The following is a 21,011-nucleotide window of genomic DNA, read 5'->3' on the forward strand; positions in this document are numbered from 1 at the left end:
GGAACGCCGGGAGCGGGGCAGGCACTCCGGGCGGGCGTCCGGGAGCCGTGGCCCGGGGCCGGAGACCCGGCGACGCGGCGGGACAAAGACTTTCGTCTCTCCCGGCCGCGACCGACGGCCACGGCGGCGACGGGCCCCGGGGCCCTACCGTGACGGCGTGACTCGTGCGGAAACCATGTCCTCCCCAGCACCGCCCGCCTCTCCGGCACCCTCCGGGCAGAAGCGCGCGGTGCGCCCCCTCCGTCCCCTCCGTTCCCTGCCGGGACGCGAACTCTTCACCGCCGGTATGTGGCCGGCCCGGCGCATCGTCGGCGAATCGCTCCTGGGACTCGTCCTGGCCCTCTCGGCGGTCGCTCTCGGGATCATGGAGAAGCACGGCCCGGCGGCGACCGTCGGCATCGGACTGGGCGCCGCGCTCCTGTCGGTGCTGCGCCGGGTGCTGCCCGCCACGGTGCTGCTGGTGACCGCCGTCGGCTGCGCCGCGCTCAGCGGCGTCGCGCCGCTCCTCTTCGTCGCGTCCTGGTCGGCGGGCCGGCGCATCGACGGGCTCGGCCGGGCGGCCGGCTGCTTCGCCCTCGCCCACGCTCTCGCCCTGACCCTGTCGGTGTTCTGGGAAATGCCGGACGTCTCGCTGTCGCTGACCGTCGTCGCCGGACTGCTGCTGCTGATCCCGGTCCTGCTGCCGGGACTCGCCGGACGCTACTGGTCGCAGCGCCGGACCCTGACGTACACCCTCGACGAGTACAACGCCCAGCTCCTGCGGGAGCGCGTGATGATCGCCGGGCACGCCCGGATCCGGGAGCGCCAGCGCATCGCCCAGGACATGCACGACAGCCTGGGCCACCAACTCGCCCTGATCGCGGTCCACACGGGCGCCCTGGAGGTGGACCGCACGCTGACGGCCGCCCAGCGGGAGGCCGTCGGCGTCCTGCGCGAGGCGTCGGTGGCCGCGATGCACGAACTGCGCGACGTGGTCGGTGTCCTGCGGGACGGGGCCGAGACCCCCGGCCCGGCCGACGCCCCGGACCCCTCCGCGTACGGCGAGGACCCCGGCACGGCGGTGCAGGGGGTGGCCGGCGTCGACAGCCTGGTCGAGGCGTCCCGGAAGGCGGGAGCGGCCGTGGAGCTGCGGCGTTCGGGGGACGTCCGCCCGCTCGCCCCGACCGCCGGCCGGGCCGCGTACCGCGTGGTGCAGGAGGGGCTGACCAACGCGCACAAGCACGCCCCGGGCGCGTCGATCGTCGTCGGGCTGCGCCACGAGCCGGACTCGCTCGTGGTGGAGGTGGCCAACGGCCCGGCGGCGGAACCCGCGAGCGGGGTGCCGAGCGGACGCCAGGGGCTGACCGGACTCGGGGAACGGGCCCGGCTCGTGGGCGGCATGGTGCACGCGGGCCCCACGCCGGACGGCGGCTTCCGGCTGGCGGCCGTGCTGCCGTACCCCTCGCAGGACGGCGAGCCGGCGAACCCCGCGCACGAGGCGGCCCCGACGACGTTCGTCGCCGCAGCGGACGACTTTCGGGCGCAGCGTCCGGCGGGCCCTCCCGGCCAGAGTGATCACGTCATCGACCGTGGTCTACCGAAGGAGCTGGCCAGAGCAATGAACAGGACCAAGAGGGGCAACGGCATAGCGATCGGCTGCGGAATCGCGGCGCTGGCGGGCGTCGTCGTGGTGGCCGCGGCCGTCGTCGGCGGCATCTTCCTCATGCGTGAGGCGGACAAGGTCATGATCGAGCCCGAGCAGTACGACGCCGTGAAGGTGGGGCAGTCCGAGGCGGAGGTCCGCGCCCGGCTCCCGCACGGCGACTCGGTCCTGAACACCGGTCCGGGCACGGACGCACCGGCCGAACCCGAGGGCTCGACCTGCCTGACGCTCATGTCCACCGAGTTCGGAAGCAGCATGGACACCGAACCGGTCTTCCGGTTCTGCTTCCGGGACGGCAAGCTGATCGAGAAGCGGTCCTTCGAGACGAAGGTCTGAGGGCCCGGCGGCGGCCCGCCCGTCAGGACGGCCGCCGGATCGGGGAGGATGACCGGATGCCCGCAGCCATGACCGCTCAGGACCGCGCAGGAGAGTCGTGATCAAGGTTCTTGTCACGGACGACGAACCGCTCATCCGGGCGGGCATCAGGATGATCCTCTCCTCGGCCGAGGACATGGACGTCGTCGCGGAGGCGGCGAACGGCCGCGAGGCGGTCGAGATCGCCCGCTCGCAGCGGGTGGACGTCGCCCTGCTGGACATCCAGATGCCCGTGATGGACGGCCTGACCGCCCTGGCCGAGCTGCGCCGGTCCGCCCCCGACGTACGGGTGCTGATCCTGACGACGTTCGGGGAGCGGCAGAACGTCCTGCGCGCCTTGGGCGCCGGGAGCGCGGGCTTCCTGCTGAAGGACTCGGCGCCCGCCGAACTCATGGGGGCGGTACGGGCGGCGGCGGCCGGACAGGCCTATCTGTCGCCCGGTGCCACCCGCCACGTCGTCGACTCCCTGGCGTCCGGAGGCACCGCGGACCGGGCCGAGCGGGCGCGCCGCAGGCTGGAGAAGCTGACCGGCCGCGAGCGGGAGGTGCTGGCCCTGCTGGGCGAGGGCCTGTCCAACGCCGATGCCGGGCAGCGGATCCACATGAGCGAGGCCACGGTCAAGACCTACGTCAGCCGCATCCTCGCCAAGCTGGAGTGCGAGAACCGGGTCCAGGCCGCCCTGCTGGCCCGGGACGCGGGCCTCGGCACCTGACGACGGATCACCCTCCGCCGGCTCCGGCCGCGCACCGCCGGTCAGGCCCCACGGCGCGAGCCGGGACGGGCGGCAGAAGGCCGCCCTGCCTCACCTGTGGTGAACTGTGGCCCGGTCGGGAGACGTTGATCTTGTCTCGAACGGGAGAGCGGGAGGGGCCGTGGGCCTTGGTGGGGGGACGTGGCAGCGGCTGACCGCCGTGGTGCTCGTCATGGCGGTGGCGACCGGGTGCACGGGGCAGGGCGAGGGCGGGGGCGGGGGCGGCGGAAACGACGTGGACCTGCTGCGGAACCACGACTGGACGCAGCTGCCGGGCACCACCGCGCGGAACGGCATCCTGCGGGTCAGCGCATTGGACCGGCGCATCGTGGAGCAGGACTCCTCCGGCGGCCGGCCCAACCCCCCGCTGAACCTGGCCGGCCCGCATCTCAGGTCCGATGGCGACTTCACCGTCACCGCGCGGATGTCCGGAGTGGGTGACGACGACGGCGGCTCATGGCTGCGGCTGTACGGACGGGTTCCGGTCGTCTACGACGAGTGGCGGCAGGAGCGGCCCTCACTCCGCGTCGGCGTGACCGCCGGCGGACAGGTGAAGGTACAGATATGGGACGGCGAGGGCGATGAGCCGGCCGTCTCCGAGGATTTCGACTGCGGCTGCTCCGGGACGGTGACGCTCGCCGTGTCCAGCATCGGTGACACCTTCCGGGTGAGAGCCGACGGGCGGCGGCTGGGAACCGTGCGGGACCCGGGGGTGTTCGCCGAGGGCACTGTCTGGTTCGGTCTGGAGGCGGACGCGGGCGAGGACGAGCGCCGCGAGGGATGGCGTCTGACGCGGCTGAGCGCGCGGGCGGAGAGCGGTGACCCGCTCCGCGTGATCAAGGCGCCGCAGCTGCGCCAGGAGCGGTCCGACGACTCGCTGCGCGCGCGGGCCGCGGACGTGGGGCGGCCGTTCGACGTCGGCACCGCCCTGGCCGAGAACCCGCTGCTCACCGACTCACGCTACCGGGCGCTCGCGGGGAGCCAGTTCTCCATGCTCACTCCGGAGAACGCGTTCAAGCCGCAGTTCCTCCACCCGCGCCGGGGCGTCCACGACTTCCGCGACGCGGATCTGCTCGTGCGCTTCGCCCGCGCGAACGGCATGAAGGTGCACGCGCACACCCTCGTCTGGCACGAGGCTCTGCCCCACTGGATGAGGGAGGACGACGACCCCGAGGAGGTGCGCCGGACCATGCTCCGGCACATCGCCGTGGTCGCCGGGCACTTCAAGGGAAAGGTCGCGGAATGGGATGTGGTCAACGAGCCCATGTCCGACGACGGGGAGAGCTACACCGACGGGGATCTCGGCCTGCGCTCCGAGCAGAGCCCGTGGTTCGAGGCCATGGGCGAGGAGTACATCGACGAGGCGTTCAGGGCCGCCCACCGGGCCGATCCGAAGGCACGGCTGTTCCTCAACGAGTACGGGGTCGAGGAGGAGGGCGAGCGGTGGGACGCCCTTTACGATCTGGTCGAGCGGCTCAAGGAACGCGGCGTACCGATCGACGGCGTGGGTTTCCAGAACCATGAGTACGCACCCGGCGACCGCACCGACCCGGAGACCTTCCGCAGCCATGTGCGGGATCTGGCGGAGCTCGGGGTTCAGGCGCGGGTGTCGGAGATGGACGTCCCCGTGGGTGCGGACGAGGAGGACGGGCGGCAGGTCCAGGCCGATCAGATGGCGGGCAAGCTGCGGGTCTGCCTGGAGGAGCCGAACTGCACGTCGTTCTCCACCTGGGGATTCACCGACCGGTACGGCTCCACCGCCGACACCGGGATCTACCCTCCGCGGACGGCCGATTCCCTGCCGTGGGACGCGGCCCTGCGGCCGAAACCGGCGTACGAGCGCCTGCTCGCAGTCTTTGACGAGGCGTGAGGAATCACGGTGCGCCCTCTCGGCGCGGTGGACGGCGTCAGGTGAGCCGGCCGGCCGGCTGGGGCGGCGCGAGGCTCCGCTCGTCCCGTGCCCTGCGCGTGGCACGCGTACCGCGCCTCCAGGGACGCACGCCTCGGGCCCCGGCACGAACCGGCCGGTGCGCACGGGCGGTTCACGTGCCTCCGTGGTCCGGGAACGGCTCCCCGCAGGCACTGCAGAATCTCGGCGCCCGGTCCGCCGACAGCCGCCCGCACCCCGGGCAGACCAGGTCGAGCATGCAGGGCGCCTCGCCACCCTCGTGCGCGGGAGCGGGCACCGCGGGGGTGACGGCGAGTCCCGGGCGCCGGCGGTGCACCGTGAGATACGTCAGCCCCTCCGGCCCCGCTTCCAGGGCGCGCCGAGCGGTGCGCGGCAGCCAGACGACCGCCGTGGGGCCGAGGCGCAGGGTGTCCCCGGTGCCCGTGCGCAGGCCGCCCGTGCCCGCGAGGACGACCAGGAACACGTCCAGGGCGTCCTCCTGGTGCTCACCGACATCCGCGCCCGGCGGGAGCCGGACCACATTGGCGTCCAGCTCCCGCCCCTGCTCGGCGAGGCGCCAGAGCGCGCCCCGTCCACCGGGGGCGGCGGAGGCGAGGACCTCGTCCAGCACCGCCAGGACCTGCGGGACGGTGTTCACGCCGCGGCCTCCTCGTCGTGATGCTCGCGGGCCTCGTGGACCGGGCCGGAGCTGCTCTCCGCCCAGTGCTCGACGGCAGGGAGAAGCCGGTCGGCCTCTGCCCGGGTTCCGTCGCCCCGTGGTCCACGCGCGCCGCGGTGCGGGCTGCCCCCGGGCCCCCGGGTCCGGCCCGTGGGCAGCAGGCGCACCTCGGTCTGCCCGTTCTCCGGAGGAGACTAACTCCTTCCGGGTCCGCGGGGCCGAGGAGCCTGCACGGGGAGCTCGGCCCCGTGCGGTGGGAGGCACCACGCGAGGGGCGCGGCCCGGAAGCGGGGCCTCCGCAGATGGAGGCCCGCACCCTCCTGCCCGAACCCGCCGAACGGGCCCCGCGGCCGCTGTACGCTCCCCGCATGAGCCGGCCGACGCCTACGACAACTCCGGTCCCGGACGCGGACGGGTGCGTCGCGCTGACCCGGACCCTGCGCCGCCGCGGCACCGTCGTCCTCTCGGTGTTCGCCCTTGTCTGGGCCTTCGCCGGGGCGTCGGGACTCGCGTCCCCGGGCGCAGCCCTCACCGTCGAGATCCTCGCGGCGCCGGTCACGGCGGCGGCGGTCCTCCTCGCCTACCGCAAGGGCGCCGCCCCGTCGCCCCGCACGGTCGACCTGCCCCGGAACTGGGCGCGCTCGGTCGGCATCGTCAACGGCGCCGAACTCGTGGCGATCGGCGCGGTGATCGGCGTGTCCAACGCGTCGGGCCAGCCCGCGTTCATCCCGCCGTGCATCGCGCTGGTGGTCGGCCTGCACTTCGTCCCGCTCGCCCGCCTCTACGACCAGTGGCAGTACAAGGGCACGGCCGCGCTGCTCTGCACGGTCGGAGCTGTCGGCCTCGCGCTCGTCGCGGCGGGTGTCCCGGACGAAGGCGTGCGCGCCGTGGTGGGCCTGGCCTCCGCGGTGACGCTGTGGGCGTCCGCGTACCACGTGGCCGTCAAGGGCTGACGGCCACGCGCGCCGGGCAGCCCCTGCCCACCCGGCCCTCCGCCCCGGCCCGCACCGCGGCCCGCCGCCGCCCGTCCCTGCCGGGAAGCCGCTGGGTAGGGTGAGCATGACAGCCCATCGTGAACCGGAACGAGGACAGACGTGAGCGAGTCGGCGGCCATCGCCCTGCAGCAGGAGATCGCCCGCGAGCTCGACGTCGCGGAGACCTTCGAGGCGGAGAAGGAGATCGAACGCCGGGTGGCGTTCCTGACCGAGCGGCTGACCTCCGCCGGGCTGCGCTCCCTGGTGCTCGGCATCAGCGGGGGCGTGGACTCCACCACCGCCGGGCGGCTGTGCCAGCTCGCCGTCGAGCGCGCCCGGGCCGCGGGCCACGACGCGCGGTTCTACGCGATGCGGCTGCCCTACGGGGTGCAGGCCGACGAGCACGACGCCCAGCTCGCGCTCTCCTTCATCCGGCCCGACCACGTGCTGACCGTGGACATCAAGCCCGCGAGCGACGCCACGCTCGACACCCTGCTCACCGCCGACGTGAGCTTCCGCGACCCCCACCACCAGGACTTCGTGCTGGGCAACGTCAAGGCCCGGCAGCGCATGATCGCCCAGTACGCGGTGGCCGGGGCGCACAGCGGTCTGGTCGTGGGCACGGACCACGCGGCCGAGGCGGTCTCCGGCTTCTTCACGAAGTTCGGCGACGGCGCCGCCGACCTGGTCCCGCTGACCGGACTCACCAAGCGCCGGGTGCGGGCGGTCGCCGAGGCGCTCGGCGCACCCGCCGAGCTGGTCGGCAAGGTGCCGACGGCCGACCTGGAGACCCTCGACCCGGGCAAGGCGGACGAGCACGCGCTCGGGGTCACCTACGACGCCATCGACGACTTCCTGGAAGGCCTGCCGGTGGACGAGCGGACCTTCGACACCATCGTGGGCCGCTACCGCCTCACCGACCACAAGCGCCGGCTGCCCCTCGCCCCGTAGTCTCGGGCCCCATGGACCGGGAACCGGGCGAGAAGTACCCGCCGATCGAACCGTACGACCGAGGAATGTTGGACGCCGGTGACGGCAACCTCGTGTACTGGGAGATGTGCGGCAACCCCGACGGGAAGCCCGCCGTCGTCGTACACGGCGGACCGGGCTCGGGGTGCAACGACCGGGGCCGACAGTACTTCGACCCTGACCTCTACCGAATCGTGCAGTTCGACCAGCGCAACTGCGGCCGCTCCACCCCGCACGCGAGCGACCCCCGCACCGACCTGCGGCACAACACGACGGCCCACCTGATCGCCGACATGGAGCTGCTGCGCGAGCACCTCGGTATCGACACGTGGCTGCTGCACGGGGGCTCCTGGGGTTCCACGCTGATCCTCGCGTACGCCGAACAACACCCGGAGCGGGTCTCGGAGATCGTGATCCAGGCCGTGACGACGACCCGGCGCAGCGAGATCGACTGGCTGTACCGGGGAGCGGGCCAGATCTTCCCGGAGGCCTGGGACCTGTTCCGGGCGGGCGTCCAGGAGTCGGCGGGGACCGGGGACCTCGTCGCCGCATACGCCCGGCGGTTGGAGAGCCCCGACCCCGGCGTAAGGGCGAGGGCGACCGCCGACTGGTGCGCCTGGGAGGACGCGGTCATCTCCCAGGAGGCGTACACCGGTCCGTCTCCGTACGGCGGGCGGCCAAGCCGCGACCGTCAGGCACTCGCTCGGCTCTGCGCGCACTACTTCTCGCACGGCGCCTGGCTGGAGGAGGGGCAGCTGATCCGCGACGCGGGCCGTCTCGCGGGGATCCCCGGGGTCCTGGTGCACGGCCGCTTCGACCTGGGAGGACCGCTGACCACGGCCTGGGAACTGGCGAAGGCCTGGCCGGACGCCGAGCTGACGGTGATCGACGTCGCGGGCCACCTGGGCGGCCCGGCGACCTCCCGGGCGGTCCTGGCCGCGCTGGACCGGTTCGCGCGGCGCGCGTGAGGACGGCGCTTGCCTGGAGCGCGCTCGAAGGAGTTGTCTTGGGCCTCATGAAGTACACGCAGCTCGGACGCACCGGACTCAAGGTCAGCCGCCTCGTCCTGGGGACGATGAACTTCGGCCCCCAGACCAACGAGAGCGACAGCCACGCGCTCATGGACGCCGCCCTCGACGCGGGCGTCAACTTCTTCGACACCGCCAACGTCTACGGCTGGGGCGAGAACAAGGGCCGCACCGAGGAGATCCTCGGCACCTGGTTCGCCCAGGGCGGCGACCGCCGCGACAAGGTCGTCCTCGCCACGAAGGTCTACGCCAACATGGCGGCCGACGGCGAGGCCTGGCCCAACCACGACAAGCTGTCCGCCCTGAACATCCGCAGGGCCGTCGACGCCAGCCTGAAGCGTCTCCAGACGGACCACATCGACCTGTACCAGTTCCACCACGTGGACCGGGACACCCCGATCGACGAGATCTGGCAGGCCATCGACGTACTGATCCAGCAGGGCAAGATCCTCTACGCGGGCTCGTCCAACTTCTCGGGCTACAAGATCGCCCAGGCCAACGAGCGGGCCGCCCGGCGCGGCAGCTACGGGCTGGTCAGCGAGCAGTGCATCTACAACCTGATGGAGCGCGGGGCCGAGATGGAGGTCATCCCGGCCGCCCAGGAGTACGGCCTCGGTGTCATCCCGTGGTCCCCGCTGCACGGCGGGCTGCTCGGCGGCGCGCTCCGCAAGGAGCGCGAGGGCGGCGGCGCCCGGTCCACCTCCGGCCGGTCCGGCGACGCGCTGGCCGACCCGAAGGTGCGGGCGCAGGTCCAGGCGTACGAGGACCTGCTGGAGAAGCACGGGCTGGAGCCGGGCGAGGCCGGTCTGGCCTGGCTGCTGACCCGGCCCGGCGTCACGGGTCCGATCTCCGGCCCGCGCACCCGGGAGCAGCTCGACTCGGCGCTGCGCGCGGTGGAGCTGGAGCTGTCGGACGAGGTGCTGACGGCGCTGGACGAGATCTTCCCCGGGCCGGGCCCGTCGCCGGAGAACTTCGCCTGGTAGGAGCGGCAGGAGCACGGCGCGCGTGCGGCCTCCGCCCCCGGGGTTCAGCCTCCGAGGGCGGAGGCCGCCGCCACGACGACGAACATCAGCACGAGCACGGCGGCCATGATGCGGTTTCTGGTCTTCGGGTCCACCCGACGAGCCTAACCGGCCCGGTCACCGGCCCGGCGGCCAGGCCCGCGGCCGGACACGGGAACGCCGCCCGCTCCGGTGCGGAGGGGCGGCGTACGAGGGTGCCGCTCAGGCGGCGGTGGCCAGCTGCTCGCGCGGGACGAAGCGCAGGTGCGGGCGGCCCGGGCGCAGGTCGACCTTGAGGCGCAGGCCGCCGACGCGGGTCAGGGCGAAGCCGACGCCGAGCGCGGCCAGCATCGAGATCGCTCCGCCGGCCGCCATGCCGGTCCGGGCGCCGTAGGCGTCGCTGATCCAGCCGACGATCGGGGCGCCCACGGGCGTGCCGCCGGCGAAGACCATCATGTAGAGGCTCATCACCCGGCCCCGCATCTCGGGGTCCGCGGCCATCTGGACGCTGGTGTTCGCGCTGATGTTGGTGGTCAGCCCGATCATCCCGATCGGGACGAGCAGCAGCGAGAAGAGCCAGACGGACGGGGACAGGGACGCGGCGATCTCCAGAGCGCCGAACATGGTGCCCGCGGCCACCAGCATGCGCAGCCGTGAGGACCGGCGGCGGGCGGCGAGCAGGGCTCCGGCGAGGGAGCCGGCGGCCATGAGGATGTTGAAGAACGAGTACATCCCGGCGCCGCCGTGGTAGATCTCGTCGGCGAAGGCCGTGAGCCAGATCGGGAAGTTGAAGCCGAAGGTGCCGACGAAGCCGACCAGGACGATCGGCCAGATCAGCTCGGGCCGGCCCGAGACGTAGCGGAGTCCTTCGCGCAGCTGGCCCTTGGCCCGCTTGACGGTCACGGACGGGTGGAGCTCGTCCGTCCGCATCAGCATCAGGCCGATGAGGGGGGCCGCGAAGGACAGGCCGTTCAGCAGGAAGGCCCAGCCGCTGCCGACCGTCGTGATCAGGACACCCGCGACGGCGGGGCCGATGAGCCGGGCGGACTGGAAGTTCGCCGAGTTCAGGCTGACCGCGTTGCGCAGCTGCGCGGGGCCGACCATCTCGGAGACGAACGACTGGCGGGCGGGGTTGTCGACGACCGTCACCATGCCGAGGAGGAAGGCGACCAGGTAGACGTGCCAGACCTGGACGACGCCGGAGAGGGTCAGCACGGCGAGTGCGATGCCGCACAGGCCGAGTGCCGCCTGGCTCATGAGGAGCAGCCGCCGCTTCGGGAGCCGGTCGGCGATGACGCCGCCGTACAGGCCGAAGAGCAGCATCGGGAGGAACTGGAGGGCCGTGGTGATGCCGACGGCGGCGGCGGACCCGGTGAGGCTCAGGACGAGCCAGTCCTGCGTGATGCGGGACATCCAGGTACCGGTGTTGGAGATCACGGCGCCCGTGGCGAACAGGCGGTAGTTGCGGATCTTCAGCGACGAGAAGGTCCCGCCGGTCTTGCTCTCGTGGGTGGACGTCGGTGCGGGGGCGGAGTCTGCTCCGGATCCCGTACTCAAAAGGGTTCGCCTCCTCGGGCGTGGGCGGTGTGCGGACTGACGGGAGGTGGGCGGGGCATCGCGGGCTGCCGACCCGGGTGTCCCGCCGTGGTCACAGGTGGGCGAGCTTCTCCAGCACGGGCGCGGCGGCCCGCAGCTTCGCCCACTCCTCCTCGTCCAGGCCCTCGGCGAGGTCGGCCAGCCAGGCGTTCCGCTTGTTGCGGCTCTCGGCGAGCATGGCTTCCGCCTGCTCGGTCCGGCTGACCATCTTCTGCCGACGGTCATCGGGGTGCGCTTCCAGTCTGACCAGGCCCTTGGCTTCCAGCAGCGCGACGATCCGGGTCATCGACGGCGGCTGCACGTGCTCCTTGCGGGCCAGCTCACCGGGAGTGGCGGAACCGCAACGGGCGAGTGTGCCCAGCACCGACATCTCGGTGGGGCTCAGCGACTCGTCGACTCGCTGGTGCTTCAGGCGACGGCCCAGCAGCATCACGGCGGAGCGGAGGGAGCTCACGGCGGCGGCACTGTCGCCGTCGTGGATCAGGTCAGGCATGTTCCTTAGCGTAACTCATTAGCAATGCTAAATACCACCTGGTGTTACACGCGCGAGAAACTGATCACCCGATCGAGTGAGTATGGGGCGGAAAGACGCGCCAAAGGGCCATGTGTGCCGGGACGCTGCTTGGCATGGGATCGACAGTGCTCAGCCTGCGCATAGACGGTGAGCTGCTCGACCGGCTCCGCCGCCACGCCGCCCGACGCGGCATGACCGTCCAGGACTACGTGGTCCGGACGCTCGTCCGCGACGACTTCGACGAACGCTTCCACGCCGCCGTCGACGAGACGGAGAAGTTCTACGGGGCGGAACTCCGTCACGCGGACCCGGCCGACCGGGTCACCTGACGGAGTTCCGCCCCGCGGGGTGGGGACCTCCCGCTCCCCGGTCCACCGGGGACCGCGGGACCGCCCTCACGTGAGGCCGAGCGCCGGCATCGCGTAGTAGAAGACGAAGACCGCGGACACCACGTACATGGCCGCCGGGACCTCACGGCCGCGGCCGGCCGCCAGCCGCATCGCACTGAAGGCGATGCAGCCGATGCCGATGCCGTTGGTGATCGAGTAGGTGAGCGGCATCATCAGCATCGCCAGGAACGCCGGGATCGCCAGCGTCAGGTCGCTCCAGTCGACGTCCCGGACGTTGCCCGCGAGGATCAGGAACCCGACCGCGACCAGGGCCGGGGTGGCCGCCTGCGAGGGGACCATCGTCGCCAGCGGCGTCAGGAACAGCGCCACCGTGAAGAGCAGCCCGCTCACCACGCTCGCGAGGCCCGTGCGCGCGCCCTCACCGACGCCCGCCGTGGACTCCACGAAGCAGGTCGAGGCCGAGGAGGAGCTGACGCCGCCCGCGGCGACGGCGACGCCGTCGACGAGGAGGACCTTGTTGATGCCCGGGAAGTTGCCGTCCTTGTCCATGAGCTCGGCCTCGTCGCCGACACCGAGGATGGTGCCCATCGCGTCGAAGAAGCAGGACAGCAGCACGGTGAAGACGAAGAGGACGCCGGTCAGCAGACCGACCTTCCCGAAGCCGCCGAAGAGGCTGACCTCGCCGAGCAGCCCGAAGTCCGGGGAGGACACCGGATTGCCCGGCCACGCGGGCACGGTGAGGCCCCAGGCGCCGGCCGGCAGGTCCGCGACGGCGTCGATGACCAGGGCCACGACCGTCATGACGACGATGGAGAGCAGGATCGCGCCGGGCACCTTGCGGACGATCAGCGCGAGGGTCAGCAGCGTGCCGAGGATGAAGACCAGGACGGGCCAGCCGTTGAGGTGGCCGTCGCTGCCGAGCTGCAGCGGCACCGTGGTGTGCGCGGCGTCCGGGATGCGGGAGACGAAGCCCGAGTCGACCAGGCCGACCAGCAGCACGAAGAGGCCGATGCCCATCGCGATGCCCTTGCGGAGCGAGCGGGGCACGGCGTTCATCACGCGCTCCCGCAGCCCGGTCGCGACCAGCAGCATCACCACGATGCCCGCGAGGACGACCATGCCCATCGCGTCCGGCCAGCTCATCCGGGGGGCGAGCTGGAGGGCGACGACGGTGTTGACGCCCAGACCGGCGGCGAGCGCGATCGGCACGTTGCCGATGACGCCCATCAGGAGCGTGGAGAACGCGGCGGCGAGCACCGTGGCCGTGACGAGCTGGCCACCGTCGAGCTGGTGCCCGTACATGTCCTTCGCGCTGCCGAGGATGATCGGGTTCAGCACGATGATGTAGGCCATCGCGAAGAAGGTGGCGAATCCGCCACGGATCTCGCGCGCGACCGTCGATCCCCGCCCGGAGATCTTGAAGTAACGGTCGAAGACGCCGTGGGGCCGCTGCGGCACCGGCGGCTGGTCGACCGGAGCGGTGGTCGAGGAGGACATGTATGACCTTCAGTCGTGCATCGAGGGGATGAAAGCAGTCACATTTGGATGTTCACACGAATAATTCGAGTCACCCGGTAAGCAGATTCAGTATGAATACATAGGCCGAAGATCGCTATCTCCGCGCGTAGACCCTTGAGCCGTCCGGCCCGCAGCGCTCGGCGGGGCAGACCTTAGACTGGCCGCATGGAGAAGTGGACACCGAAGCACGAGGCGCCCGAGCCCCTGGAAGGGCCGGTCGTCGCCACCGTCACCGGCGGCACGATCCTCTGGTTCGTCCTCTTCCTCGTGCAGGTCCCCTTCTACGGCTGGTTCGACGACCGCGGCCACGCCTGGTGGATCTGGGTCTGCCTGGCCGGCGCCGGCCTGGGCCTGATCGGCATCTGGTACGTCCGCGGGCGGGACGCCGCGATCAAGCGGGCCGCCGCACAGGCCGCCGCCGAGGGGTCCGCCCCGGACTCCTCGCACCCCTGACGGCGCACCGGCGCCCTCCCCCTCCGGCCGCGGCACGGCCGTCCGCCCCGCGCGGGACCGCCGTGTACGACTCAGGGACCGTTCCGCTCCTCCCCCGGTCGGATCTTCCGGCGCCCGGCGGGTGAACCGTCCCGTCCGCCCGTACGGTCGGAACCATGACACAGCGGGCACTCGACTCCTCCGGTGGACGACCGGACCCCGTACGCTCCCCCGGACCACCGGACGGGCTGACCACCGCCGAGGTGGCCGAACGGGTCGCGCGGGGCGAGGTCAACGACGTACCGGTCCGCTCCTCGCGGTCGCTCGCCGAGATCGTCCGCGCGAACGTCCTCACCCGCTTCAACCTGATCATCGGCGTGCTCTGGGTGGTCATGCTGTTCGTCGCGCCGATCCAGGACAGCCTCTTCGGCTTCGTGATCGTCGCCAACACCGGGATCGGCATCGTCCAGGAGTGGCGCGCCAAGAAGACCCTGGACGGCCTCGCGGTGATCGGCGAGGCCAGACCGACGGTACGCCGCGACGGGAGTCCGGCCCAGGTCTCGGTGTCCGAGATCGTCCTCGGAGACCTGGTGGAGCTGGGCCCCGGGGACAAGGCCGTCGTCGACGGCACGGTCGTCGAGGCGGACAGCCTGGAGATCGACGAGTCGCTGCTGACCGGCGAGGCCGAACCCGTGGTCAAGCGGCCCGGCGACCCGGTGATGTCCGGCAGCTTCGTCGTCGCCGGCGGCGGCGCGTTCACCGCCACCAGGGTCGGCCGCGAGGCCTATGCGGCGCAGCTGGCGGAGGAGGCGTCCCGCTTCACCCTCGTCCGGTCCGAACTGCGCAGCGGGATCAGCACGATCCTCAAGTACGTGACCTGGATGATGGTGCCGACGGCGATCGGGCTGATCGTCAGCCAGCTGGTCGTCAAGAACAACAACTTCAAGGACTCGGTGGCCCGCACGGTCGGCGGGATCGTCCCGATGATCCCCGAGGGCCTGGTCCTGCTGACCTCGGTCGCCTTCGCGATCGGCGTCGTCCGGCTCGGCCGCAAGCAGTGCCTGGTGCAGGAACTGCCCGCCATCGAGGGCCTCGCCCGGGTCGACGTCGTCTGCCTGGACAAGACCGGCACCCTGACCGAGGGCGGCATGGACGTCACCGGGGTCCGCCCGCTGAACGGCTCGGACGAGAACCACGTCCGCCGTGTCCTGGGCGCCCTCGGGGGCTCCGATCCCCGGCCGAACGCCAGCCTCCGGGCCGTCGTCGACGCCTGCCCGGACGACGCGGGCTGGGAGGTCACCGGGACCGTGCCCTTCTCCTCGGCGCGCAAGTACAGCGGCGCCTCCTTCCGCGAGGCGAACGGCGACGCCTCGGCCTGGCTCCTCGGCGCCCCGGACGTGCTGCTGGCCCCCGACGACCCGGTCCTCGCCGAGACCGGCGGACTCAACGAGCAGGGGCTGCGGGTCCTGCTCCTCGCCCGGGTCCCGGGCGAGCCGGACGCGCCGGACGCCGCCGCCCGGGCCGTGCCCACCGCGCTCGTCGTCCTGGAGCAGCGGCTGCGCCCCGACGCCGGGGAGACCCTGGCCTACTTCGCCGACCAGGACGTCGCGGCGAAGGTCATCTCCGGTGACAACGCCGTCTCGGTCGGCGCGGTGGCCCAGAAGCTCGGGATGGAGGGCGCCGAGCACGCCCTGGACGCGCGCAGGCTGCCCGAGGACCGCGACGACATGGCGACGGAGATCGAGCGGAACACGGTCTTCGGCCGGGTCACGCCGCAGCAGAAGCGCGACATGGTCGCGGCCCTCCAGACCCGCGGGCACACCGTCGCGATGACCGGCGACGGCGTCAACGACGTGCTCGCGCTGAAGGACGCCGACATCGGGGTCTCGATGGGCTCGGGTTCGGAGGCGACCCGCGCGGTCGCCCAGATCGTGCTGCTGAACAACAGCTTCGCCACGCTGCCGTCGGTCGTGGCCGAGGGCCGCCGGGTCATCGGCAACATCACCCGGGTCGCCACCCTGTTCCTGACCAAGACCGTCTACTCGGTGCTGCTGGCGATCCTGGTGGTCTGCTTCCAGGTGGAGTACCCGTTCCTGCCCCGCCACCTGACGCTGCTGTCCACGCTGACGATCGGCATCCCGGCGTTCTTCCTCGCGCTCGCCCCCAACAAGGAGCGGGCCCGGCCGCACTTCGTGCGCCGGGTGATGCGGTACGCGGTGCCGTCCGGGGTGATCGCGGCGGCGGCCACCTTCGCCACGTATCTGCTGGCCCGCCACCACTACACGGGGGCGGGGGCGCTGGACGCGGAGACGAGCGCGGCGACGCTCACGCTGTTCCTGGTCTCCCTGTGGGTCCTGGCGATCATCGCCCGCCCGTACACCTGGTGGCGGATCGCCCTGGTGGCGGCGATGGGCCTGTGCTTCCTCGTCGTGCTCGCGGTGCCGTCGCTCCAGGCCTTCTTCGCGCTGAAGCTGGTCGGCACGACGATGCCGTGGGCCGCGGTGGCGATCGCGGCGGTCGCGGCGGCCGTCCTGGAACTGGCCTGGAGGCTGGTCGGCCGCCGCTTCCGCACCTAGATCCGCGGGGGCGAAGCGCCCGCGGGGATCCGTGATGCGACGCCCCCACGGGATCCGTGAGGGCGTCGCCCCGGGACTACTTCACGTCGACGAAGTCACCCGCGGCCGTGACGGTCGGGGTGGTCGACGTACCGGCGAAGCTGTAGCGCCAGTAGCCGTCCACGGACGCCTTGACGGTCGTCTTCAGCGCACCGGTGCTGCTCGACTTGATGGTCTTGACGGTCGTGTAGGTGCTGCTGTTCTTCTTGCGGAACTGCAGCTTGACGGACTGGGTGGCGTAGCCCTTGTACGTGCCGGTCTCCCAGTTGGCGCGCGAGAGCTTGCCGGTGACCGTGAGGGTCTTGCCCTTCTTGACGGGCTCCGGGGCGGCGTTGACGGTGACCTTGGAGAGGCGCTGGACCCGGGCGGTGGAGTGGTAGTCGTTCCAGGCGACCGAGGACTGGTCACCGGCGAGCGCACCTGCGGTGACGTGCCAGGTGCCGGCCAGCGCGTTCTTGTACAGGTCGGCGCCGGGGAGGATGGTGATCGTCATCTTGCAGGTGGCGGTGGTGGCGCTGGAGCTGGTGCAGGTCGCCGCGTCCTCGTTGGGCGCCACCCAGCCGTCGATGTTCGTCTCGACGTCCGAGCCGTGCCACAGGTCGACGTACCCGTCGGCGATGCCGGACGGGTGGGAGGCGGTGACCGAGACGGTGATCTTCTTCGAGGCCGTGGTGCCGACGACGATGTCCTTGCCGCCGTTGATGACGACCTTGGATATGACGGGCTCGGCGACGGCGGCACGGGCCGCCGCACGCGGGGCCTGGGCCCCGAGGCCGAACGCCTCGGCCGCGGTGGGCTTGTCCAGGCCCGGAGCGGCCTGGTCGCCCGCCTGCGCCGCCGGGACGGCGAGGGCGGACAGGGCCAGGGCGCCGGAAACAGCGGCGACAGTGGCACGAATACGCATGTGTTCCCCAAGTGGAGAAGGGGGGCCGTGGCAAGTCCCACGTCCGACGGTCCCCGTGTGGTCGGTGAGTCTGCTGACTCCACACACCCAGACAGTTCATCCTCGTGAAAGGTTGTGCTCACCCGATGACTTTCCTGTGAAGATCACACCGGCCAGGTGGCTTCTTCGCTGGGCTGGACCGACAGGGCCCTCCGGGGCCGCGATTTTCCCGGGTTCCGCCAGGATCCCGGCCCCGTATCGGAGGACACCGATGATCGACCCGCTCACCGGAGTCGTCGCGGTCGGGATCGCCGGGGCGGCGGTGGCGTTCGCCGCCGACCGCGTCCTACGCAGGCGGAAGCGCGCGTTCCGGGACCGGTACGGCTCGTACGAGGAGTTCCGGAGCCGGGTGGACGAGGCCGAGGTCCGGGCGGTGCGCGGCGAACACGGCGAGGTCGCCGCGGTCAAGGCCGTCCGCGACCGCCATCCCCTCGCCTCGCTCGCCGACGCGCACCGGTACGTCAAGGAGCTCTGAGCCCCGGCGGGGCGCCGCTCAGTCGAACCAGCGGTCCCGTGCCAGCTCCTCCGTGCGCGACGGGTCCTCCAGCAGCGCCGCCACCTCGAAGCGGCGCGGCCACTGCCCCGCGGCCCAGGCGAGACCGGCCGCCACCCCCTCCAGGGTGGACGCGTGGACCACCCCGTCCGGGGTGCGGCGCCAGTCCAGCTCCACGCCGCCCGCGCGCAGTTCGCCGTGCTCGACGTAGCGGTCGGGGGTCCCGGCGCCGAGCAGGATCCGCACCGGGTCCGGCACCCGGTGCTCCTCCCCCTCGGTCGTCACCGCGGCCTCGACGCTCTCGCCGAGCCGCCGCACCTGGAGCAGCTCCGCCAGCTCCGCCGCCCGTGCCGGGGCCACCGGCAGCAGCGGGAGGCCACCGGCCAGCGGCAGCAGGTCGGGGGCGTCGGCGATCACCACGTCCGCCGCGTCGGCCACCCGCACCTCGTCGTCCACGACGGCCCGCAGCTCGTCGGGCAGCGTGACGTCCTCGGGGTCCAGCTCGGCCAGCGCCGTGTAGAGCGAGTGCAGCTGCACCGGGCCGACGGGGCGCTCCTCGTCCGCGAGCCGCCCCAGCAGCTCCGCCGCCCCGCCCGGCTCGTCCAGGAGCGCGGCCACCGAGGTGCGCACCCCGAGGGCGCGCAGCACCTGCGCGTCGTCGAAGCCCGTCGCGTCGGCCGCGTCGTACAGGCCCTCCAGGCGCGGGTCGCCGCCGGCCGCGCGCAGACCGGCCGGGCGGCGGCCGTCGAGCACCGGGTGGTCGCGCAGCCACCACGCGGTGTAGGGCCGCACCGACTGCGTCGTGCCGTCGGGGAGCAGCACCCGCACCGGCTGGGTCAGCGCGTCGCGCAGCGGCGGCCGGGCCAGCATCGCCAGGGCCTGCGGCCAGGCGTCGTCGTCCACGAGGTCCAGGTCGCGCACGGCAGTGATCTCCGTGGCGACCGGGGGCACCGGGCTGTCCGGGAGCTGGTCCAGGACGTCCTCGCACCACACGTCGACGGCGTCGAGCAGGCCGGCGTCGTCGGGCTCGGCGAAGTCGCTGTCCCGCGGCTCCAGTTCGTCCGGGTCCAGGACGACGTCGGTGGCCCGGACGAGGGCGAAGGTGGCCAGCACCCCGCAGGCGGTCAGCGGCTGTTCGCCCCAGCGCCCGGCCAGCTCGGCGTCGCACAGGGCGAGCTCGCCCTCCCGCATGACCTGGGCGAACGGGCTGTCCGGCAGCACGAGTTCGCCGGCGGGCGCCGGTTCGCCGTCCTCGTCGGGCAGGGCCAGCGCCCCGAGCCACGGCTCGTCGCCCGGCGCGAGGTCCGCGTCGCGGACGAGGGTGAGGACGGTCTCGGCGAGCTCGTCCGCGTCCAGGGCGTCCTCGTCCCAGATCTCGCCCGCGTCCAGCGAACCGGCGACGGCGGCCCGGACCTGCGGGGTCGTCAGGACGGCCCGGGGGGTGGCGGGCAGCGCGCCCAGCTTCTCCAGCAGCGGGTGCGCGGCGTCCGGGTGGGCGACCTTCAGCCCGAGCCGGGCCAGCCGGTCGAGGACCGGGGAGGCCGGCGCGTCCGGCAGCGGCAGGAGCACCTGCCGGGGACCGATGGTGGTGCGGGGCACGTCCGCGGTCCCGGCGAGGGGGACGGGCAGCCCGGAGAGCCGGTCGGGCTCGACACCGGCCAGGCTGTCGTACAGCCGGCGCCACCACTCCGGGGCACGCTCCAGGCCGGCCAGCCGGTCGACGGCCTCGGTCAGCGGGACCCGGGCGACGCCGAGGGTGCGCAGCTCGGTGCGGCGCTCCAGCCCGGCGGGCAGCAGGCAGGGCAGGACCTCGGCGAGGACCCGTACGGTCTCCGCGCCGACGCCCTCGACCACCTCGGCCTCGATCGGGCGCAGCGTTGCGGTGTCCCGGCCCGGGGCCGCGGCACCGTCCCAGTCGTCCCACCGGCCTACCGCCTCGGCGGGATCGCGGGGCGCCGCGGGCGCCAGGAACGCGATGCGGGGCAGCCGCTCCAGGATCGCGGCGCGCAGGGCGCCGTCGAGCGGCCCCTGACCGAGCGCGCCCGGCACCAGCGCGATCGTGGCGACGGAGACGGGCTCCCACGCGGCGAGCAGCTCCGCGTAGGCGTCGGCGGCGCGCTGCACCAGGAAGTCGGTCAGCGGGCCGGGCGCGGGGTGCCGGCGGGTGGTGTCGAGCGGCAGCGAGGCGATCAGCAGCGCGGGGACGCCGAGGGGTTCGTCGGTGGGCGTCGGGGCGTGCACGACGGACGCGGTGCGCGGGGGCAGCGGCGCCCCGTCCTCGTCGACGGGCACGGCCCAGGTCACCGACCAGTGCGGGCGCAGCCGTTCCTCGACGGGCCGGTCGGCGAGCAGCGCGGGCTCCAGGGGGCCCTGGCCGCCGGCGGTGCGCCAGCGGCCGAGGCCGTGCGCGGAGTCGTCGATGTGGGTGTACGGGCCGTGCTGCGAGCGCCGCAGCGTCCGCACCCCGTCGGGGACCTCGATCACGACCTCGTCGAGACCCGGCAGGGTGAGCAGCAGCGCGTCGTCGACCCCGTCGAGCAGCCTGCCCACGAGGTCCTCGGCGACGCGGTCCCGCAGCGGCAGCACGACGACGGTGTCGTACCCGTCGGGCGCGCTGCCCTCGGCGGGCAGCGGGAGCCGGAGCAGCGGTACGTGACCGTCGCGGCGGCGCAGCTCGTCGCCGAGGCCGGGGCTGCCGACCGCCGCCCGGTGCGCGAGGTCGCGGGCCTCCGCGAGGGACCAGCGGACACCGCCGTGCCGCCCGGTCACGGCGGGCTCGTCGCTGACGGCGAGGACGGCGGCGAAGCCGACGCCGAAGCGGCCGACGGACGCCTCGTGGCCCTCGCGCTTGGCGGAGGCCCGCAGGGTGCTCAGCGACTCGACACCGGTGGCGTCGAGCGGGGCACCGGTGTTGGCGGCGGCGAGGACGGCGGGGCCGTCGCCGGAGGCCGGGTGCAGGGTGAGGCGGAGCCGGCCGGGGACGCCGGCGCGGGCGGCCGCGTCGGCGGCGTTCTGCGCCAGTTCGACGACGAGCCGGTCGCGGTAGCCGCCGAGCGCGAGGTCCTCCTCGGCGTTGGCGTCCTCGCGGAAGCGCGCGGGACCCGCGCCCCAGGCGTCGAGCACGCCGCGCCGCAGTCGCGCCGTCCCGAACGGATCGGCCCCCTCGGTCGCCTTCATGCCCACGCTCGTACTCCGCTCTTCCGGTGACCCGTGACGCCCAGTGTGCGCCCGAAGGTACCGCGA

The 21,011-nt window shown here is 73.0% G+C and carries 17 protein-coding genes; 11 read left to right on the forward strand and 6 right to left on the reverse strand.

Going from position 1 to position 21,011, the window contains the following annotated elements:
* Positions 1–286 precede the first annotated feature (286 nt).
* From ABZ172_RS20605 to ABZ172_RS20615, 3 genes are all read left to right on the forward strand, one after another.
* Positions 287–1,978, forward strand: a complete 1,692-nt coding sequence (locus tag ABZ172_RS20605; protein WP_356885227.1) for a histidine kinase — start codon at positions 287–289, stop codon at positions 1,976–1,978.
* A 97-nt stretch (positions 1,979–2,075) separates the two neighbouring features.
* Positions 2,076–2,729: a response regulator transcription factor gene (locus tag ABZ172_RS20610; protein WP_356885185.1), complete on the forward strand. Its 654-nt coding sequence runs from the start codon at positions 2,076–2,078 to the stop codon at positions 2,727–2,729.
* Between the two features lie 160 nt (positions 2,730–2,889).
* On the forward strand, positions 2,890–4,638 hold the full coding sequence (locus ABZ172_RS20615; protein WP_356885186.1) for an endo-1,4-beta-xylanase: 1,749 nt from the start codon (positions 2,890–2,892) through the stop codon (positions 4,636–4,638).
* Positions 4,639–4,810: 172 nt separating this feature from the next.
* On the opposite strand, the gene ABZ172_RS20620 is transcribed toward ABZ172_RS20615, so the two are convergent.
* Positions 4,811–5,314, reverse strand: a complete 504-nt coding sequence (locus ABZ172_RS20620) for a hypothetical protein (protein WP_356885187.1) — start codon at positions 5,312–5,314, stop codon at positions 4,811–4,813.
* A gap of 389 nt (positions 5,315–5,703) precedes the next feature.
* On the opposite strand from ABZ172_RS20620, the gene ABZ172_RS20625 reads away from it, so the two are divergent.
* The 4 genes from ABZ172_RS20625 (at position 5,704) to ABZ172_RS20640 (ending at position 9,289) form a co-directional block, all read left to right on the forward strand.
* Entirely contained in the window at positions 5,704–6,288 is a 585-nt protein-coding gene (locus ABZ172_RS20625; RefSeq protein ID WP_356885188.1) for a hypothetical protein, read from the forward strand.
* A gap of 141 nt (positions 6,289–6,429) precedes the next feature.
* The gene (gene nadE / locus ABZ172_RS20630; RefSeq protein WP_356885189.1) at positions 6,430–7,260 is read left to right on the forward strand and encodes an ammonia-dependent NAD(+) synthetase; all 831 of its coding nucleotides are present in this window, start codon (positions 6,430–6,432) and stop codon (positions 7,258–7,260) included.
* A gap of 11 nt (positions 7,261–7,271) precedes the next feature.
* The gene (pip, locus tag ABZ172_RS20635; RefSeq protein ID WP_356885190.1) at positions 7,272–8,246 is read left to right on the forward strand and encodes a prolyl aminopeptidase; all 975 of its coding nucleotides are present in this window, start codon (positions 7,272–7,274) and stop codon (positions 8,244–8,246) included.
* A 47-nt stretch (positions 8,247–8,293) separates the two neighbouring features.
* A complete protein-coding gene (locus ABZ172_RS20640; protein ID WP_356885191.1) occupies positions 8,294–9,289 on the forward strand; it encodes an aldo/keto reductase in 996 nt (331 codons plus the stop codon).
* Between the two features lie 240 nt (positions 9,290–9,529).
* Here the strand turns inward: ABZ172_RS20640 and ABZ172_RS20645 are convergent, their stop codons facing one another.
* Together ABZ172_RS20645 and ABZ172_RS20650 are read right to left on the reverse strand one after the other, a co-directional pair.
* Positions 9,530–10,864, reverse strand: a complete 1,335-nt coding sequence (locus tag ABZ172_RS20645; RefSeq protein ID WP_356885192.1) for an MFS transporter — start codon at positions 10,862–10,864, stop codon at positions 9,530–9,532.
* Between the two features lie 91 nt (positions 10,865–10,955).
* On the reverse strand, positions 10,956–11,396 hold the full coding sequence (locus ABZ172_RS20650) for a MarR family transcriptional regulator (RefSeq protein ID WP_356885193.1): 441 nt from the start codon (positions 11,394–11,396) through the stop codon (positions 10,956–10,958).
* Positions 11,397–11,530: 134 nt separating this feature from the next.
* Here ABZ172_RS20650 and ABZ172_RS20655 point away from each other — a divergent pair, with 134 nt between their 5' ends.
* On the forward strand, positions 11,531–11,746 hold the full coding sequence (locus tag ABZ172_RS20655) for a hypothetical protein (protein ID WP_356885194.1): 216 nt from the start codon (positions 11,531–11,533) through the stop codon (positions 11,744–11,746).
* Between the two features lie 66 nt (positions 11,747–11,812).
* Here the strand turns inward: ABZ172_RS20655 and ABZ172_RS20660 are convergent, their stop codons facing one another.
* Complete coding sequence (locus tag ABZ172_RS20660; RefSeq protein ID WP_356885195.1) at positions 11,813–13,264, reverse strand: NCS2 family permease; 1,452 nt, start codon at positions 13,262–13,264, stop codon at positions 11,813–11,815.
* A gap of 186 nt (positions 13,265–13,450) precedes the next feature.
* Here ABZ172_RS20660 and ABZ172_RS20665 point away from each other — a divergent pair, with 186 nt between their 5' ends.
* Complete coding sequence (locus ABZ172_RS20665) at positions 13,451–13,738, forward strand: DUF2530 domain-containing protein (RefSeq protein WP_356885196.1); 288 nt, start codon at positions 13,451–13,453, stop codon at positions 13,736–13,738.
* 155 nt (positions 13,739–13,893) lie between these two features.
* Positions 13,894–16,293, forward strand: a complete 2,400-nt coding sequence (locus ABZ172_RS20670) for an HAD-IC family P-type ATPase (RefSeq protein ID WP_356885197.1) — start codon at positions 13,894–13,896, stop codon at positions 16,291–16,293.
* A gap of 76 nt (positions 16,294–16,369) precedes the next feature.
* On the opposite strand, the gene ABZ172_RS20675 is transcribed toward ABZ172_RS20670, so the two are convergent.
* Positions 16,370–17,236 (reverse strand): calcium-binding protein, encoded by an 867-nt coding sequence (locus tag ABZ172_RS20675; protein ID WP_356885198.1) that lies wholly within the window; start codon positions 17,234–17,236, stop codon positions 16,370–16,372.
* 250 nt (positions 17,237–17,486) lie between these two features.
* Between ABZ172_RS20675 and ABZ172_RS20680 the strand changes: the two genes are divergently transcribed.
* Positions 17,487–17,750, forward strand: coding sequence for a hypothetical protein (locus tag ABZ172_RS20680; protein ID WP_356885199.1), 264 nt, complete (start codon positions 17,487–17,489; stop codon positions 17,748–17,750).
* Between the two features lie 18 nt (positions 17,751–17,768).
* Here the strand turns inward: ABZ172_RS20680 and ABZ172_RS20685 are convergent, their stop codons facing one another.
* On the reverse strand, positions 17,769–20,945 hold the full coding sequence (locus ABZ172_RS20685) for a molecular chaperone Hsp90 (RefSeq protein ID WP_356885200.1): 3,177 nt from the start codon (positions 20,943–20,945) through the stop codon (positions 17,769–17,771).
* Positions 20,946–21,011: the final 66 nt, after the last annotated feature.

Origin of the sequence: Streptomyces sp. NPDC006296, assembly GCF_040613235.1 — a bacterium.
GTDB lineage: Bacteria > Actinomycetota > Actinomycetes > Streptomycetales > Streptomycetaceae > Streptomyces.